This window comes from Mycobacterium sp. AZCC_0083, from assembly GCF_014202335.1.
In the GTDB taxonomy this organism is placed as follows: domain Bacteria; phylum Actinomycetota; class Actinomycetes; order Mycobacteriales; family Mycobacteriaceae; genus Mycobacterium.
In genome coordinates this window covers 174,771-190,005 of the sequence record NZ_JACHGP010000002.1, presented here as the reverse complement: position 1 = coordinate 190,005, position 15,235 = coordinate 174,771, and the positions used below count along the sequence as shown (strand labels likewise).

Annotated in this window: 18 protein-coding genes; 11 read left to right on the top strand and 7 right to left on the bottom strand. The window is 67.5% G+C overall.

The features are described 5' to 3' along the window. The first annotated feature begins 7 nt into the window (after positions 1 to 7). The 4 genes from HNP02_RS04455 to HNP02_RS04440 are packed head-to-tail and all read left to right on the top strand — an operon-like array spanning position 8 to position 4,404. The gene (locus HNP02_RS04455) at positions 8 to 619 is read left to right on the top strand and encodes a GntR family transcriptional regulator (RefSeq protein WP_184436500.1); all 612 of its coding nucleotides are present in this window, start codon (positions 8 to 10) and stop codon (positions 617 to 619) included. Positions 620 to 676: 57 nt separating this feature from the next. Further along, the gene (locus HNP02_RS04450; RefSeq protein ID WP_184435509.1) at positions 677 to 2,098 is read left to right on the top strand and encodes an allophanate hydrolase; all 1,422 of its coding nucleotides are present in this window, start codon (positions 677 to 679) and stop codon (positions 2,096 to 2,098) included. Continuing rightward, positions 2,095 to 2,796: a cysteine hydrolase family protein gene (locus HNP02_RS04445; RefSeq protein WP_184435507.1), complete on the top strand. Its 702-nt coding sequence runs from the start codon at positions 2,095 to 2,097 to the stop codon at positions 2,794 to 2,796. Before HNP02_RS04450 ends, HNP02_RS04445 begins: the two co-directional genes overlap by 4 nt. A 12-nt stretch (positions 2,797 to 2,808) precedes the next feature. After that, a complete protein-coding gene (locus HNP02_RS04440; protein ID WP_184435505.1) occupies positions 2,809 to 4,404 on the top strand; it encodes a regulator in 1,596 nt (531 codons plus the stop codon). A 30-nt stretch (positions 4,405 to 4,434) separates the two neighbouring features. Here the strand turns inward: HNP02_RS04440 and HNP02_RS04435 are convergent, their stop codons facing one another. Continuing rightward, positions 4,435 to 5,058: a TRIC cation channel family protein gene (locus HNP02_RS04435; RefSeq protein ID WP_184435504.1), complete on the bottom strand. Its 624-nt coding sequence runs from the start codon at positions 5,056 to 5,058 to the stop codon at positions 4,435 to 4,437. A 50-nt stretch (positions 5,059 to 5,108) separates the two neighbouring features. Continuing rightward, positions 5,109 to 5,492, bottom strand: a complete 384-nt coding sequence (locus HNP02_RS04430; protein ID WP_184435502.1) for a cupin domain-containing protein — start codon at positions 5,490 to 5,492, stop codon at positions 5,109 to 5,111. Between the two features lie 122 nt (positions 5,493 to 5,614). Between HNP02_RS04430 and HNP02_RS04425 the strand changes: the two genes are divergently transcribed. The 4 genes from HNP02_RS04425 (at position 5,615) to HNP02_RS04410 (ending at position 9,422) form a co-directional block, all read left to right on the top strand. Next, positions 5,615 to 5,962, top strand: a complete 348-nt coding sequence (locus tag HNP02_RS04425) for a DoxX family protein (RefSeq protein WP_184435500.1) — start codon at positions 5,615 to 5,617, stop codon at positions 5,960 to 5,962. A gap of 99 nt (positions 5,963 to 6,061) precedes the next feature. Beyond that, positions 6,062 to 6,655: a TetR/AcrR family transcriptional regulator gene (locus tag HNP02_RS04420; protein ID WP_184435498.1), complete on the top strand. Its 594-nt coding sequence runs from the start codon at positions 6,062 to 6,064 to the stop codon at positions 6,653 to 6,655. 54 nt (positions 6,656 to 6,709) lie between these two features. After that, positions 6,710 to 7,798 carry a hypothetical protein gene (locus HNP02_RS04415; protein WP_184435496.1) on the top strand — a complete coding sequence of 363 codons (1,089 nt, stop codon included), beginning with the start codon at positions 6,710 to 6,712 and terminating at the stop codon, positions 7,796 to 7,798. Beyond that, entirely contained in the window at positions 7,722 to 9,422 is a 1,701-nt protein-coding gene (locus HNP02_RS04410; protein WP_184435494.1) for a tetratricopeptide repeat protein, read from the top strand. The genes HNP02_RS04415 and HNP02_RS04410 overlap by 77 nt, the downstream gene beginning before the upstream one ends. A gap of 9 nt (positions 9,423 to 9,431) precedes the next feature. Here HNP02_RS04410 and HNP02_RS04405 read toward each other — a convergent pair whose 3' ends face one another. Genes HNP02_RS04405 through HNP02_RS42480 form a run of 3 tightly spaced genes read right to left on the bottom strand, consistent with a single transcriptional unit; the run spans position 9,432 to position 10,784 of the window. Further along, positions 9,432 to 9,833 carry a VOC family protein gene (locus HNP02_RS04405; protein WP_184435492.1) on the bottom strand — a complete coding sequence of 134 codons (402 nt, stop codon included), beginning with the start codon at positions 9,831 to 9,833 and terminating at the stop codon, positions 9,432 to 9,434. Between the two features lie 58 nt (positions 9,834 to 9,891). After that, on the bottom strand, positions 9,892 to 10,665 hold the full coding sequence (locus HNP02_RS04400) for a maleylpyruvate isomerase family mycothiol-dependent enzyme (protein ID WP_184435491.1): 774 nt from the start codon (positions 10,663 to 10,665) through the stop codon (positions 9,892 to 9,894). Next, positions 10,662 to 10,784 (bottom strand): hypothetical protein, encoded by a 123-nt coding sequence (locus HNP02_RS42480; protein ID WP_255506200.1) that lies wholly within the window; start codon positions 10,782 to 10,784, stop codon positions 10,662 to 10,664. Before HNP02_RS42480 ends, HNP02_RS04400 begins: the two co-directional genes overlap by 4 nt. Before the next feature lie 187 nt (positions 10,785 to 10,971). Here HNP02_RS42480 and HNP02_RS04395 point away from each other — a divergent pair, with 187 nt between their 5' ends. From HNP02_RS04395 to HNP02_RS04385, 3 genes are read left to right on the top strand one after another with little or no spacing between them, the layout of a single operon-like run. Next, on the top strand, positions 10,972 to 11,592 hold the full coding sequence (locus HNP02_RS04395; protein WP_309241410.1) for a rhomboid-like protein: 621 nt from the start codon (positions 10,972 to 10,974) through the stop codon (positions 11,590 to 11,592). Between the two features lie 10 nt (positions 11,593 to 11,602). Then, positions 11,603 to 12,082, top strand: coding sequence for a nucleoside deaminase (locus tag HNP02_RS04390; protein ID WP_184435487.1), 480 nt, complete (start codon positions 11,603 to 11,605; stop codon positions 12,080 to 12,082). Beyond that, the gene (locus HNP02_RS04385; protein ID WP_184435485.1) at positions 12,079 to 13,377 is read left to right on the top strand and encodes an alpha-amylase family protein; all 1,299 of its coding nucleotides are present in this window, start codon (positions 12,079 to 12,081) and stop codon (positions 13,375 to 13,377) included. Before HNP02_RS04390 ends, HNP02_RS04385 begins: the two co-directional genes overlap by 4 nt. Here the strand turns inward: HNP02_RS04385 and HNP02_RS04380 are convergent. After that, the gene (locus HNP02_RS04380) at positions 13,374 to 14,636 is read right to left on the bottom strand and encodes an HNH endonuclease signature motif containing protein (RefSeq protein WP_184435483.1); all 1,263 of its coding nucleotides are present in this window, start codon (positions 14,634 to 14,636) and stop codon (positions 13,374 to 13,376) included. The two genes, HNP02_RS04385 and HNP02_RS04380, sit on opposite strands and share 4 nt — an antisense overlap. Positions 14,637 to 14,746: 110 nt before the next feature. Next, a complete protein-coding gene (locus tag HNP02_RS04375) occupies positions 14,747 to 15,202 on the bottom strand; it encodes a DUF1810 domain-containing protein (protein ID WP_184435481.1) in 456 nt (151 codons plus the stop codon). Between the last annotated feature and the right edge of the window lie 33 nt (positions 15,203 to 15,235).

Sequence of the window (15,235 nt, the reverse complement as noted above, 5' to 3'; positions counted from 1 at the left end):
GCACCGGATGCGCGCCGCGATCCTCAGCGGATCGCTCAAGCCGGGCGACAAGATCGTCGAAGAACAGCTGTGCGCCGACCTCGGCATCAGCAGGGCGCCGCTGCGGGAGGCGTTGCGGCTACTCGCTCAGCAGGGACTCGTCGAGCACCTCCCCCGCCGCGGTTCGCGGGTCACCGAATGGTCGACGACGGACATCCTGCAACTCTTCGCACTGCGCCACGTCCTGGAACGGCACGCCATCGAGATGGCCCTTCCACTGGCCGAACCCGCGGTGGCGCTCCTGCCGGTCCGCGCGGCGCTCGATCGAATGCGTTGCGCGGTCGATGAACTGGAACGTGACGATGCGCATCGGGTGTTCCACGCCGCCGTCGTCGAACTCGCAGACAACCGTCAGCTCGACATCGCACTCGAACCCATCCTGCTCAAGCTCCAACTCCCCATGGCGATGAACCTCAGGGAGGAGGCCCGCCACCACCGGGCCGACGACGGCATCGTCAGGCATCAGGCGATCCTGTCCGCGTTGGAGTCCAACGACGCGCAAACCGTGATCACGGCGCTGGAGGACCACGGTCATCTGCACTACCTGGACCTGGAATCGGGACGCCAGCAAAATCGCTAACACGATCGATACACGGCCGTACTGAAACCGCCATGATTCTGTCGACAATCGACAGACATGGCCTATGAAACGCATGGACCGTCCATCGGACCGTCGGTGGCCGAGATTCTCGACTCCCACGCCGCGGGCACCGGTTCGCCGACCAAGACCGCGCTTCGGGTAGCCGACGCCATCGCCGCGCGTGGCGACGACGGGACCTGGCTGTCGACGGTGCCGCGTGACGAATTGCTCGCCGCCGCAGCCGCGATCGAGAATCGTCCTGGCGCGCGGACACTGCCGCTCTACGGCGTGCCGTTCGGGGTGAAGGACAGCATCGACGTCGAGGGCGTGCCAACGACGCTGTCGTGTCCGGACTACGCCTACGTACCGTCGGCCACCGCACCTGCGGTGCAGCGGTTGCTCGACGCGGGCGCCCTCTACGTCGGCAAGACCAACCTCGATCAGTTCGCCACCGGGCTGAACGGCACCAGGACGCCGCACACCGTGCCGCGCAGCGTCTACGGCGGCGAGATGATCTCGGGCGGATCGAGTTCGGGATCGGCGCTGGCCGTGGCGCTCGGCCAGGTGCCGTTCGCCGTGGCCACCGACACCGCGGGCTCGGGTCGTGTGCCCGCCGCACTGAACGGGGTCGTCGGGTTCAAGCCGTCGCGTGGGCTGATCAGCACCGTGGGCCTGGTGCCGGCGTGCAAGTCCTTGGACTGCATCAGCGTGATGGCCGGCTGCATCGACGACGTCGACCGCGTCTTCGACGTGATGGCAGGCCGCGACGACGGCGATGCGTGGTCGCGCGACGGCGGTCTGCGGTATGCGGGCGCACCCATCCGGGTCGGGCTGCCGCCGGTGAGCGAACTCGAGTTCTTCGGCGATGCCGCGCTTCGCGAGGCGCACCTCGGATTCCGGGAGCACCTCGCCCGCCAAGTGACCATCGTCGACGTCTCCCTCGAACCCTTCCTGGCCGCGGGCGCGCTGCTCTACCAGGGCCCGTGGGTCGCCGAACGGCTCGTCGAATTCGGCGACTTCCTCAACGAGCGGCCGGAGTCGATCCACCCCGTGGTCCGCGACATCCTCCGCAGTGGCGAGAAGTACACGGCCGTGGACGCTTTCGCGGCGCTGCAACGCCTGCAGGAACTCAAGGCGGAGGTTGGCCACCTGTGGCAGCGCATGGACGTGTTCGTGGTGCCGACCATCGGCACCACCTTCACCGTCGACGAAGTCCTCGCCAGGCCCATCGACTGCAACACGGTGCTCGGTCACTACACCCATTTCGGAAACCTGCTCGACCTCTTGGGTGTCGCCGTTCCGCTCGGTGTCGCGGCAGACGGCCGGCCGTTCAGCGCGATGCTGCTCGGCGCGGCGCTCTCCGACGACACCGTCCTTCAACTGGCGGCACAGATCCTCGACGAGCCGCGCACGGTGCGCCGCCCCGCCACCGCCCCTGTCCTGCGTTCCGTTCCCACGACCTCCGAGGAGCCCGTATGAGCCCATCCATCGACGTGCCCGCCGAACCGTCCGCCTTCACGCTGGCGGCGGGCAAGACCGCGCTGATCGTCATCGACATGCAGCGAGACTTCCTGCTGCCAGGCGGTTTCGGCGAGAGTCTTGGCAACGACGTCGACCAACTCCTCAAGGTGGTACCGCCGCTGGCGGCGCTGATCGCTGCGGCCCGCGATGCCGGTGTGATGGTGATCCACACCCGGGAAGGGCATCGCCCCGACCTGTCCGACTGCCCGCCTGCCAAGCTCAAACGCGGCGCGCCGTCGAAGCGCATCGGCGACCCAGGCAAGTACGGCCGGATCCTGATCCGCGGCGAGTACGGCCACGACATCGTCGACGAGCTGACACCGATCGACGGCGAGCTGGTGATCGACAAGCCCGGCAAGGGCGCGTTCTACGCCACCGAACTCCAGGACGAACTGGTCGGCGCCGGCATCACCCAACTGCTGATCACCGGCGTCACCACCGAGGTGTGCGTGCACACCACCACCAGGGAGGCCAACGACCGGGGCTACGAGTGTCTCGTCGTATCCGATTGCGTCGGTTCGTATTTCCCGGAATTCCAGCGCGTAGGGCTGGAGATGATCAAGGCACAGGGCGGCATCTTCGGATGGGTCGCCGACAGCGCGGCCGTGATTCCGGCGCTTCACCAACTCACCACCACTCCCCTTTCCCAGGTCTGAGAGGACGACATCATGTCGGCTGAAGTCACCAATCCCCCCGCCGATCCGCCGATATCCAAGCCGCAGTTGTCCATTCCATGGTGGACGCGCGGAGACACGAACGCGTTCTTCGGTCTCGGGTTCAACATTCTGGTCAACGTCCTCACGCTGACAGGCCTGATGATCGGCGTGGTCAGGGTACCGGCCAGCGACGTGCTCGGTACCGTGCTGCCCGCGCTCGGCGTCGCCCTGATCCTAGGCAACCTGTACTACACGTTCCTGGCGCGCCGGCTGGCACGGCGCGAAAACCGCACGGACGTCACGGCATTGCCGTACGGCCCGAGCGTGCCGCACATGTTCATCGTGGTGTTCGTGGTCATGCTGCCGGTGTATCTCGCCACCAAGGATCCCATGCAGGCGTGGCAGGCCGGCCTTGCGTGGGCGTTCATGATCGGCATCATCGTGATGATCGGCGCCTTCGTGGGACCGTATATTCGCAAGCTCACGCCGCGGGCCGCGATGCTCGGCACGCTGGCAGGCATCTCGATCACCTTCATCTCGATGCGGCCCGCCGCGCAGATGTGGGAAGCGGCCTGGATCGGGCTGCCGGTGCTGGCGATCATCCTGATCGGCTTCTTCACCGACGTGAAGCTTCCGTTCGGCATTCCGGTGGGACTCGCCGCGCTGCTGGTCGGCACGGCGATCGGCTGGATCGGCGGCTACATGTCCGCACCCGACGTCGGTCAGGCTTTCTCCGACATCGCACTGGGCGTCCCCGACCTCCGGGTGGACATGTTGTTCGCCGGGTTGTCACACCTCGCACCCCTCCTCGGCACCGCTATACCGTTGGGCGTCTACAACTTCACCGAGGCGATGAGCAACGTGGAGAGCGCGGCCGCTGCCGGGGACAACTACAACCTGCGCAGCGTGCTGCTCGCTGACGGCGCCGGCGCCTGCATCGGGTCGGCGTTCGGGTCTCCCTTCCCGCCCGCGGTGTACATCGGCCACCCCGGCTGGAAGGACGCAGGAGGTCGGGCCGGCTACTCGCTGGCCAGCGGCGTGGTCATCGGATTGTTCTGCTTCGTCGGCCTCTTCGGCGTGCTCGATGCGCTATTGCCGGTGCCTGCGATCGTGCCGATCCTGTTGTACATCGGCTTGCTGATTGGGGCGCAAGCGTTCCAGGCGGTGCCGCGACTGCACGCGGTCGCGGTGGTGGCGGCCCTGCTGCCGAACCTCGCGCAATGGGCCAGCGGACTGATCGACAACGCGTTGAACGCCGCGGGCACGTCGGCATCGAAGGTCGGTCTCGAGGCGCTCAACGGAGCAGGCGTGGTGTACGACGGGCTGCTGACCCTCGGTGAGGGTGCGGTGCTGGTCGGCCTGATCCTCGGCACCATGGTCACGTTCATCCTCGAGAAGAAGTTCCTCTACGCGGCGATCGCCTCTGCGGTCGGCGCCGTCCTGTCGTTCATCGGGCTGATCCACGCGCCACAGGTGGCGTGGGCGGCCAGCCCCCAGGTGGCGCTTGGCTATCTCTTCTTCGGAATCGTCTGCGCCGCATACTCATTCTTGCCCGGCGCCAAGGATCCGGTGACGTTCGACGAGGCAGACCTGGTCGCTGGCCATTAGCCCTAGCGCGAACGTCTGCCTTACGGACCCCTAGCCCTCGGGTGCTATCAATTCCCGGGGGCCAGTCGGTAGCCGCCAATGGAAGGCCAACGCCGCAAGCCGCAGCAGCGTCGCCAGCGTGCTACCGACCGCGACGGCCACCCACTGCGGCCCGAAGTAGTCAATGGCAACGTAGGTCGCCGCGCCCAACATTGCTGGGATCGCGTACAGATCGTCCGGACCCATCACCAGGGGCACCTCGCGAGCGAGCACGTCACGTAGCATCCCGCCGACTATGGCCGAGAGCATGCCGATCAGGCCCGCTGCGAACCAACTGGCACCCGCGTCGACGGCGATGGCCGCGCCGGAGGCGGCGAAGAACCCCATCCCGATGGCGTCGAGCACCAGTACGGCGCGCTTCATCTGGATGACGATTCGAGCGAACGGAGTGGCGACGGCGACGGCGATCAGCGCCACCGTGATGTTCGGCCAGTCCTCGATCGACTGCGGGGGCGTGATGTCGAGCAGCACATCGCGCAGCACGCCACCGCCCACGCCCGTGAGTACGCCCAACATGGCAATCCCGAACAGGTCGAAGCCCTTACGGACCCCGACGACCGCACCCGAGGCTGCGAACACCGCAATGCCGGCATAGTTCAGAATCATCTGCAGCACGCCTGCACGTTAGGTGCCCGACGTCCACTCTGCCCCTCATTCGGCCGACGTCACTTCGAGACGAACGGCACCTCGGTGGCGGGTGCGAGCACGACGTACATCCGTCGCCACGGATCGTCGCCCTGCAACTGCCACTGATGGCCCGTGCCCACGGTGTCCTCGGCGAGCAGGATGTCGCCGGGGTGCAGGGTGAACTCCTCGCCGTCGCGGGTGGAGAACAGCAGCGTTCCGCTCAGCGTCACCACCAGTTGCCGGACCGGCGCCGTGTGCCAGGCCAAGGCACCGCCGCCCGCAGTCTCCTCGACGGTCACGTGCGCCGCGGCCATCGTGGGTGACACCAGGTCGGCGTTGCGCCCCGAACTCAGGTCCAGGCAGCCGATCTCGACGTGCGATGCGCCGTCCTGGCCCGTCCACAACCGAACGCAACGAATCATTGGCCAACTCCCTCCCCTACCCTCGGCTGGTGTCCATTCCGACGGTAGTCGTCACGATCTGCCTGGCAGGGCACCTGAGCAATTCGCCAACCCCGGTCGAGTGAGCCTCCTACCCTCGTGACATGTCCGTCGCCACAGTGGTCGTCACGATCTGCCTGGCAGCAATGTTCTTGTTCGCAGGCTCGATCAAGCTGTTGGGCGTCCAACAGTCGTTGGCGATCCGCGACCATCTGGACATCTCACCAACGCAGTGGCGGGGCATCGGCCTGCTGGAGTTGGCCGGCGTCGCCGGTGCACTGGCCGGACTGGCATGGCGGCCCATCGGCCTGGCCGCGGCCATCGGGCTGACGCTGCTTGCGATCGGAGCCGTCGTCAGCCACGTCCGCGCCTCGGACTCGGTCGCCGAGACGACACCCGCGGTGATCGGCATCGGGCTCGCGGTCGCGACCGCCGTCTTGCAGAGCACCTGAGCGCGACAGCGAGGCGGGCGTCACACCAGGTCAGACGGGTGCCATAGCTAACCCATACTTTCGTGGTCAACTGTCTACGAAATCCCTTACGCTGTGTCCATGGCCGCACGCACGCACAGCTCGGATCCCCGCGCCGAGCGGGTCCGCACCCTGTTGCGGGACGCTGCGTTCGCGCTGGTGCACGAAAGGCCCGTCGACGAGATCACCGTCGGTGACCTGGTCGCGCGTGCCGGGGTCAGCAGGCAAGTCTTCTATCAGCACTTCTCCGACCGCGACGACGCGGTCGCGACGGCATTCACCGTGGCGTTCGCACGGGCTACCGCCGACATCGAAGGCGACGCCAGGGCGCGCATCACGCGGCTCTTCGACTTCGCCGAAGAACACCGCGCCATGTACCGCAACGTCGTGCCGAGCGCGGTGACCCAGCCGGTGGTCGCGGCCTTCCGCGCCGAACTCCTGCCCGCCTGCGAAGAGATCGCCAATCAGGGCATGACGGTCGTCGGCGCGATCGCCGACATCCCGCCGGAATCGGTCAGCCGCTTCCTCGTCGGCGGATTCCAGGAAGTGCTGCGGTCCTGGATGGAAGACGCCCCGTTGGCCAATGAACAGGCAACCGATCTACGCCGCAGGGTGGCCGCGGCCCTCGACACCGTCGATGCACTGCTTGGACTCTCGGCCGACGCCGGCCGCTAACCAATCCCGCACTGAACACACCCGAAACTCACCCTAGAAACGAAAGGCTCCACCGTGGGCAAGCACCACTCCCTCAAAGACGCGTCGAACCGCCGCATCTCGCGGACCGACCTGCGCAACATGGTCCTGGCGATGGCGGCACTGACCGTCTTCGTCATCGCCATGATCGCCAGCTACTCCGGCGCATTCGCCAAGCCGACGTTGCATCACATGAACGTCGCCGTGGCAGGGCCGCAGCAGATCGTCGACGCGATCCGCGGGCAGGACACGCTCTCCGTGACCCAGGTCGACGACGGCGCGGGTGCGCGCGAGCAGGTCTACGACCGCAAGACCGACGCCGCCTTCGTCGTCGAACCGACCGGGGGCCTCAAGGTCTACATCGCGGGCGGCGGCGGGCGCAGTGTCGCCAACGCCGCGGAAGCAGTCGGACGCGGCATCGCGGCCAAGGCGGGCCTGACGCCCGCCGTAGAAGACGTCGCCCCCACGTCACCGGCCGACCCACAGGGCACCGTCGAGTTCTACGCCGTGATCTTCCTGTCCATCGGCGCAACCGTGGGCGCCGCGCTGTTCGGCCGCATGATGGGCAGCGTGCGGCGGGCATCGACCTTGGCGCTGCGCACCCTGAGCCTGGCCGCGTACTCGGCGCTGCTGGCCGGCGGCGTCACCATCTACGTCGACGGCGTGCTCGGGGCGCTCACCAGCCACACCTGGCAGATCTTCGGCGCGCTGTGGCTGTATGCGATGGCCGTGAGTGGTGCGGTGACCGGCGTCGCCGCCGCTTTCGGCACCATCGCATCGATGGGTGTGACGATGTTTCTGGTGATCGTCGGCAACGCCGCGGCAGCCGGCCCGGTCGGCAAGCCGCTGCTGTCCGGCTTCTACACCACGCTCAATGCGATCGTGCCGCAGGGATCGGGCGTCGCGTTGCTGCGCAGCGTCGAGTACTTCGGTGGAAATGGTGCTCTCACACCGATTGTCACGCTGGCGATTTGGGGTGCGGCCGGCTGTGCACTCGCGATGATCGCAGTTCTCGCCCAGAAGGCCTGGACTAGTTATCGTGCCAGTCATGACCGCTACCGCGTCCGCAGGTCTGGACGAGACCGAGCAGTACTACGACCTGGGCTCCTATCACCGGCCGATTGAGACGCCGTCGCCGCAGGCGCAGGTGTGGTTCGACCGCGGGATGGTCTGGGCGTACGCCTTCAACCACGAGGAGTCCCTCCGCTGTTTCGAGCGGGCGCTGGCACTCGACCCGGACCTCGCCATCGCGCGCTGGGGCGTGGCCTACGCGATCGGCCCGAACTACAACAAGGCATGGGATGCCTTCGACCCCGTCGACCTGGCCGCCTCGCTGGCGAGGGCCCGGATGGAACTCGGGCTGGCCGCCAACGGGCGCGCGTCGGTCCTCGAACGCGGCCTGATCGACGCATTGTCGCTCCGCTTCCCCACCGATGACGCCACGGACGCCGACCGGCTGAACGCCGGTCACGCCGACTACGCCGACGCCATGGTGGTACTGGCCAAGGCCCATCCCGACGACGTCGACGTCAAGGCGCTGGCCGCCGACGCGGTCGTCAACGTGACGGCATGGGCACTGTGGGACATCACCACGGGTGAGCCGGCGCCGGGGTCGCGGGTGGTCGAGGCCAAGCGCATCCTCGACGACGCACTGGCCACGCCGGCGGGTCGCGAGCACCCGATGATCCTGCATCTGTATCTGCACACCATGGAGATGTCGGCCACCCCGCAGGATGCGCTGCCTGCTGCGGATCTGCTGCGAAACCTGGTGCCCGATGCGGGCCATCTGGTGCACATGCCCAGCCACATCGACGTGTTGTGCGGTGACTACCGCAGCTCGGTGGTGTCGAATCTGGCTGCGGCGCAAGTCGATCAGCGCTTCGTCGACCGTGAGGGGCCGCTGAACTTCTACTCGCTGTACCGCGCGCACAACCTCCACTTCGTGGTCTACTCCGCGATGTTCGAGGGTCAGTCGCAGGTGGCGCTGCAGGCGGCCGACGACCTCGCCGGACAGCTGACCCCTGCCCTGCTGGCCATCGAATCCCCGCCCATGGCGGACTGGCTGGAAGCGTTCGTGCCGTTGCGGATTCACGTGCTGGTGCGGTTCGGCCGGTGGGACGAGCTGATCGCCGAACCGCTGCCCGACGACGTCGAGCTGTACTGCACCACGGCCGCCACCATCCACTACGGCCGTGGCGTGGCACATGCCGTCAAGGGGCAACTCGCCGAGGCGCACGCCGAACTCGAGGCCTTCGCCACGGCCTACGCACGCATTCCGGACACGCGGTATCTGTTCAACAACACGGCGCGCGACATCCTGGCGATCGCCGCGCAAATGCTCGACGGTGAGATCGCTTACCGGGAAGGCCGATTCGACGATGCCTTCGCCACGCTGCGCCAGGCGATCGAACTCGACGATTCGTTGCCTTACGACGAACCGTGGGGGTGGATGCAGCCGACCCGGCACGCCTACGGCGCGCTGCTACTCGAACAGGGGCACGTCGAAGAGGCCGCCGCGGTGTACGCCGCGGACCTCGGCCTTGACCCCACGTTGAGCCGGCCGTGCCAACATCCTGGCAACGTGTGGAGCCTGCACGGCTACCACGAATGTCTGAAACGGTTGGGCCGCAACGACGAAGCGGCGATCATCGGGCAACAACTCGAGCTCGCGAGGGCTCGCGCGGACGTGCCGATCCAGGCGTCGTGCGCGTGCCGGCTGGGGGCGGCCGATGACGGCTGCTGCGGTTGATCGTGGGCGCTATGCGGGCGCTTCGTGAATCTCGATGGGATTGCCGTCGGGATCGAGGATCTGGATCTGCTTACCGCCGGGGCCGACTTCGACGTCGTTTCGAAACGTAGTGCCAATGCCGCGCAGGCGGCCGACCAACGCCTCGAGGTCGTCGACGTAGAGCACGATCCGGTTCCAGCCGCCAGGCTCCTGGCGACGGCCGTCCGGCATCGGTCGCGAGCCCGAACTCTGCGGCCCGCTCAGCAGGAGGTGCAGAGGCCCACACGATACCGTCGCGACCGGCCCGGCGCGCTGGACGAGCCCGAACCCGAGCTGGGTGGTGTAGAACTCGATCGCTTGGTCAAGATCCGTGATCTGGTAGCGGACGACGGCGTCGGCACCGGTCGGCTGCCACATGGGGTGCTTGGACATCCCCACACGCTACGAGCTCGCCCGGCGAGAGTCACTGCATTCCTGCAGGATGTCCACCTCACCCAAAGCCGACCCGCTCCAGCCAGAAGTCGACCAGGCCGGCGTCGCCGGTGACTTCGACGTCGGTGACCTGCACTCGCCGGTAGAGCACCAGCAATAGGTCGATGACCGGGCCGCAGAGCTCGGCGGCCGCGGGGTCGTCGCCGCGTCGCCAGCTGATCGCGTTGCCGGTCAGGTCGAGCACCCAGCGGTCGCCGGTGTCGGTTGCGCGCAGGCCGATGAGCCGGCCCGGCCCGAGCAGTTCACGCATCCACGGGTGTACGTCGAAGTGGAACGGCAGGCTGCCCAATTCGAGCCATTCCTCGACGCCGTCGCACGCGACGGCGGCGTCGAGGTCGAAGGGAATCCCCATCGCGAGCGCGGCGTCGGCGCGATGGATCGCGGTCTCGTTGGCGAACCGGCGCGCATAGAACGCCGCGCCGCCACCCGGCACCGGGCACCACATCTGGGCGGCAGGTCCCGCACCGTGCAGCGTGGCGGACAGGGCCGCGGCCGCCTCGCGCAGGGCCACGGCGATCTGCGCGGCGTCGTCGTGGGTGGCGTCGGACAGGTCGCGCAGCGCCTCTTGCGGCGGTGGTTCGGCCGCGCGGGTGGCGACGATCTCGGTGGCCCAGCGCAGGCCCCCGTCGACGTGGCGGCACAGCTGCGACACGTTCCAGCCAGGGCAGGACGGGACCGGTACCGTCACGTCGGCGCCGTCGAGATGACCGGCCAACAACGCTGCCTGCGTGGTGATCTCGGCCCGGTGGCGGTCGAAGTCCAGAGCCGTCATGCGGCGGGCACCTCGCCAAGCCAGACGTGGAAGGTGTCGAGCCTGCTCACCACCGCCACGGTGTCCCCCTCCTCGATCAGCCGGTCCAGGTACAGCTGCGGAGTGGGACCGCTGCCCACACCACGTCCTCGGTCAGGCAGGACACCATCTGCGCCAGGTCACCGGACCGGATCCCTTCGGTGTACCGCCGCACCATCGCCTTCTGCGAACTCACGCCACCACCTCCTCGATTGGATCACCCACCGAGTAGGACTCGCCGCGCGTGTCGGAATCATCGGGGTCCTGCGGCCTCTATCGTCTGTGATCGTGAAGGAGGCGTGGAGTCAGGTCTGGGCGTGGGTGCGCAGCGCTCCCCTGACGTATGCCTGGTTGGTGGTGCTGATGGTCACCACGCTCCTGCAGCACGCGCTGCCCTTGCGGCGACTTCACTCGCTGCTGCAGAAGGAATCCACCAACCTGCACCACCTGACGACGGACCCGATTCGGGTGCTGCTCGAGAGCCTGCTGTGGATCGACGGTCGCTACTGGTGGCCGTATCTGGTGGTGTTCACGGTGTTCCTGGCGCCGGCCGAGCGGTGGCTGGGCCATCTCCGCTGGCTGGCCGTTGGCCTGATTTGCCACATCTGCGCAACGTATCTCAGCGAGGGCTACCTGTACTGGACGATTCAGGAAGCCGAGGCCTCGCCGCGGCTGATCGACGCGCGCGACATCGGCGTGAGCTACTTCGTCGTCGGCATCGTCGGGGTGCTGGTGTACCGCATCGCGCCGCCGTGGCGCTGGGTCTATCTCGCTGCGGCGATCCTGGTCTTCGCCACGTCGTTGGCGGTAAAGCGCGACTTCACCCAACTCGGCCACTTCAGCGCGCTGCTTCTCGGACTGGCCTGCTACCCCTTGACGCGCCGCCGTCGCGCCGAGGTCGCTGCGTAGACTCCGCGCTGTGGCGATCAACGACGAGGACCTCAGGCATCTCCGTCGCTGCGTGGAACTCGCGCGGTCGGCACTGGATGCGGGCGACGAACCGTTCGGCTCTTTGCTGGTCGACGCCGACGGCGACGTCAGATTCGAGGACCGCAATCGGGTCAAGGACGGTGACGCCACCCGGCATCCCGAGGTCGAGATCGCGCGCTGGGCCACGTCGAATCTCACTCCCGCCGAACGGGTTAGCGCCACGGTCTACACCTCGGGCGAGCATTGCCCGATGTGCTCCGCCGCTCACGCCTGGGTGGGACTGGGCCGCATCGTGTACGCAACGTCGACGAAACAGCTGACCGGCTGGCGGTCCGAATGGGGAACCGCGCCGTCACCCGTTGCCCCGCTACCGATTACGGCGGTTGCGCCTGGCATCGAGGTGGACGGGCCCGCGCCAGAACTCGCCGAGGCGATGAAGGCGCTCTACGAAGCGAAGTTCCGGCCGTGAGCCCGGCGTGGGTCCAGCACGCCATCTGGTGGCAGGTCTACCCGTTGGGCTTCGTCGGCGCCTTCCCCGCCGACCCGGCACCCGTTGCCGATGAGCACCGGTTGGACCGCGTCACCGACTGGTTCGATCACGCCGTCGTACTCGGCGCCTCGGGTGTCGCGCTTGGCCCGCTGTTCGCCTCGTCGACGCACGGCTACGACACCACCGACCACTACCTGATCGATCCGCGACTCGGTGACGATGCCGACTTCGAACGGCTGGTCTCCGAGGCCCGCAGTCGCGGCCTTCGCGTCCTGCTCGACGGGGTGTTCAACCACGTCGGCGCCGAGTTCCCCCGCTACCAGGAGGCACTCGCCGGTGGTGACACTGCGTGGTTCCGTAAGCGCGGCAAGGGTTTCCAGACATTCGAGGGGCACGACGGTCTCATCACGTTGAACCACGACAACCCCGATGTCGTCGACTACGTCGTCGACGTGATGTCGCATTGGCTGCGGCGCGGCGCCGACGGCTGGCGGCTGGACGCCGCGTACGCGGTGCCGGACCAGTTCTGGGCGAAGGTGCTGCCGCGTGTCCGCGAGTCGTTCCCCGACGCCTGGTTCGTCGGCGAGGTGATCCACGGCGACTATCCGGCCATCGTCGCTGCCTCGACGTTCGACTCCGTCACGCAGTACGAGCTGTGGAAGGCCACGTGGAGCAGCCTCAACGACGGCAACTTCCACGAGCTCGACCATGCGCTGCGCAGGCACGACGAGTTCCTTGACGCGTTTGCGCCGATGACGTTCGTCGGCAACCACGACGTGACCCGCGTCGCCAGCAAGCTCGACGACACCCGGCACGTCGACCACGCCCTCGTCTTGCTGCTGACCACCGGCGGCGTGCCAAGCGTGTACGCAGGTGACGAGTGGGCCTACCGCGGCGTCAAGGAGGAGCGGTTCGGCGGGGATGACGCCGTGCGGCCCGAGTTCGCTCCGCGTCCAGACGACGCCGAACCCCTTGGCCAGGACGTGTTCCGGCTGCACCAGCATCTGATCGGGTTGCGGCGACGCAATCCGTGGCTGCACGAGGCGCGCACGTCAGCGTTGCACCTGACCAACCGGCAGTACGTGTACCGGACCCAGGCCGGTGAGGACGCGCTAGTGGTTGCGCTCAATGTCGACGACGCGCCGCTACAGATGTCGTTGTCGGAGTTCGGAATCGGCAGCGGGCGCATCGTCGCGGGCTCGGGCGCGCCGGTCGAGGCGGCGGTGGACCGGGTGGACGTCGCCCCACACGGATGGGCGATCATCGCCGTCTAGTTCGGTGTTGGTGGTGGTTGGGGTTGGAATGGTTGGTACCACCACCATTGGGCGCGTTCGCCGGTCGGTCCCCGACAGGGTTTGACCGCGGGCGGGGGCCTAGTCGGGGGTCGGGCCAGCGATCCGGCCTTCATCGGTTTGCCTTCTTGGTCGGTGACGACGAGGTGCTGGGCGGGGCCGGTGATGGTCATGACACCCCGATGATGGGCCCGGTGGTGATACGGACAGGCCAAGACGAGGTTGTCCAACTCGGTGAGCCCGCCGTCCTCCCAATGCCGGAGGTGATGAGCGTGCAGACCGCGGGTCGCCCCGCACCCGGGCACCACACAGCAGCGGTCGCGGTGCTCGAGAACACGGCGCAGCCTTCGGTTGACGGTGCGGGTCGCCCGTCCGGAGCCGATGACCCGGCCGTCGCGTTCGAACCAGACTTCGCAGGTGGCATCACAGGTCAGGTAGCGGCGGTCGTCATCGGATAACAGCGGGCCTAGATGCAGTGCGGCCACGCGGCTCTGGAGGTCGACGTGCACGACCACGGTGGTGTGCTGTGCGTGCGGTCGGCGGGCGACGTCGCCGTCCCACCCGGTTTCGATCAGGCTCATGAACGCATCGGCGGTGTTGGGTTTCGGCGGTGCCTGCGCCGCGACACCGTCTGCGTCTGGGTCTGCGTCGGTGTGGTCGCGTTTCCAGTCGGTGATCAGCGCGTCGCGATGCGAGTCGAGCGCGGCGTCGAACGTTGCGGCCTCGTCGTGCGGCAGGGTGATCCGCCAGGTGGCGGACTGCTCGTCGGCGGTCTTGCTGATCGACCGCCGGGGTTCCGGCCGCGGCTCGGGCTCGGGTCGCGGTTCCAGCTTGATCGCGCTGCACAGCTGGTTGACCGTCGAGTAGGCGGCCATTTCCGCGTAGTGCGCGTCGGATCCGTCGGCGGCGCGTTCGGCGATGACACCGACCTGATCCAGGGAGAATCGGCCCTCCCGCATGCCCTTCGCGCAGCGCGGGAATTCCTGGATCCGCTGCGCGACGGTGGCGATGATTTCGGCGTTGCGGGGTGACACACCGGTCATCCATGCCACCAACGAAGGCACCGAGCGGGCGCCGGTGGCGCCCCACAGCTCGTCGTGGTCGATCTCGGCCACGATGTCCACGATCCGGCCGTCGATCGCGTTGCGCTGGCCGGTCAACTCCGCCACCTTGTCCAACAACACATCGAGACGCTCAGCCGGGCTCACCTCAGGAGCGAAAGAGGCTGCCGGCGAAGACATACCACCATCAAACCAAAGGGGTCCGACAAACCAGGGGGTCCGCTCCTCATGTCCCGACGCGTTGTCCAACACCAGGTGCACGTCCAGATCGGGGTACTTCGGCGTCGTCACTAGCTCGGCCCGAGCAGTTCGACGGTCATGGGATCGGGCTCGCCGCCGTAGTGCCGTTCCAGCACGTCGAGGAAGTCGCGGTCGTCATCCGTCACGTTGGCGAACAGCGTCATCGACGACCTCAGCTTGAGAGCGTCCACGTGGCCCATCACCTGCTCGATCCGGCCGTCGACTGCCGCCACCAATCGCGCGCATTCCCGCAGCCGGGGTCCCAGCGTTGGGTGGTCGAGGTAGGCGACCGCCTCGTCGCGCGATCCGATGCCGTAGTGCACGGCGGTGGGGCTGCGCCCAAGGTCTCGCAGCTGCGGGAAGACGAACCACATCCAATGGCTGCGTTTCGCGCCGGCACGGAGTTCGGCGAGGACGGTGTCATGAACACGGTCCTGTGCGTCGACGAACCGCCGCAGATCGAACGGGTCTGCGCCATTGGGTGACAACGATTTCTCCACAGGCATGTCGTGAGCAAGTCTTGCGAGCTAATGTTCGAA

Bases quoted from the DNA above. Each gene is read 5' to 3' on its own strand.
- HNP02_RS04455 (WP_184436500.1), top strand. From the start codon at position 8: ATGCGCGCCGCGATCCTCAGCGGATCGCTCAAGCCGGGCGACAAGATC.
- HNP02_RS04450 (WP_184435509.1), top strand. From the start codon at position 677: ATGGCCTATGAAACGCATGGACCGTCCATCGGACCGTCGGTGGCCGAG.
- HNP02_RS04445 (WP_184435507.1), top strand. From the start codon at position 2,095: ATGAGCCCATCCATCGACGTGCCCGCCGAACCGTCCGCCTTCACGCTG.
- HNP02_RS04440 (WP_184435505.1), top strand. From the start codon at position 2,809: ATGTCGGCTGAAGTCACCAATCCCCCCGCCGATCCGCCGATATCCAAG.
- HNP02_RS04430 (WP_184435502.1), bottom strand. From the start codon at position 5,492: ATGATTCGTTGCGTTCGGTTGTGGACGGGCCAGGACGGCGCATCGCAC.
- HNP02_RS04425 (WP_184435500.1), top strand. From the start codon at position 5,615: ATGTCCGTCGCCACAGTGGTCGTCACGATCTGCCTGGCAGCAATGTTC.
- HNP02_RS04420 (WP_184435498.1), top strand. From the start codon at position 6,062: ATGGCCGCACGCACGCACAGCTCGGATCCCCGCGCCGAGCGGGTCCGC.
- HNP02_RS04410 (WP_184435494.1), top strand. From the start codon at position 7,722: ATGACCGCTACCGCGTCCGCAGGTCTGGACGAGACCGAGCAGTACTAC.
- HNP02_RS04405 (WP_184435492.1), bottom strand. From the start codon at position 9,833: ATGTCCAAGCACCCCATGTGGCAGCCGACCGGTGCCGACGCCGTCGTC.
- HNP02_RS04400 (WP_184435491.1), bottom strand. From the start codon at position 10,665: ATGACGGCTCTGGACTTCGACCGCCACCGGGCCGAGATCACCACGCAG.
- HNP02_RS04380 (WP_184435483.1), bottom strand. From the start codon at position 14,636: ATGTCTTCGCCGGCAGCCTCTTTCGCTCCTGAGGTGAGCCCGGCTGAG.
- HNP02_RS04375 (WP_184435481.1), bottom strand. From the start codon at position 15,202: ATGCCTGTGGAGAAATCGTTGTCACCCAATGGCGCAGACCCGTTCGAT.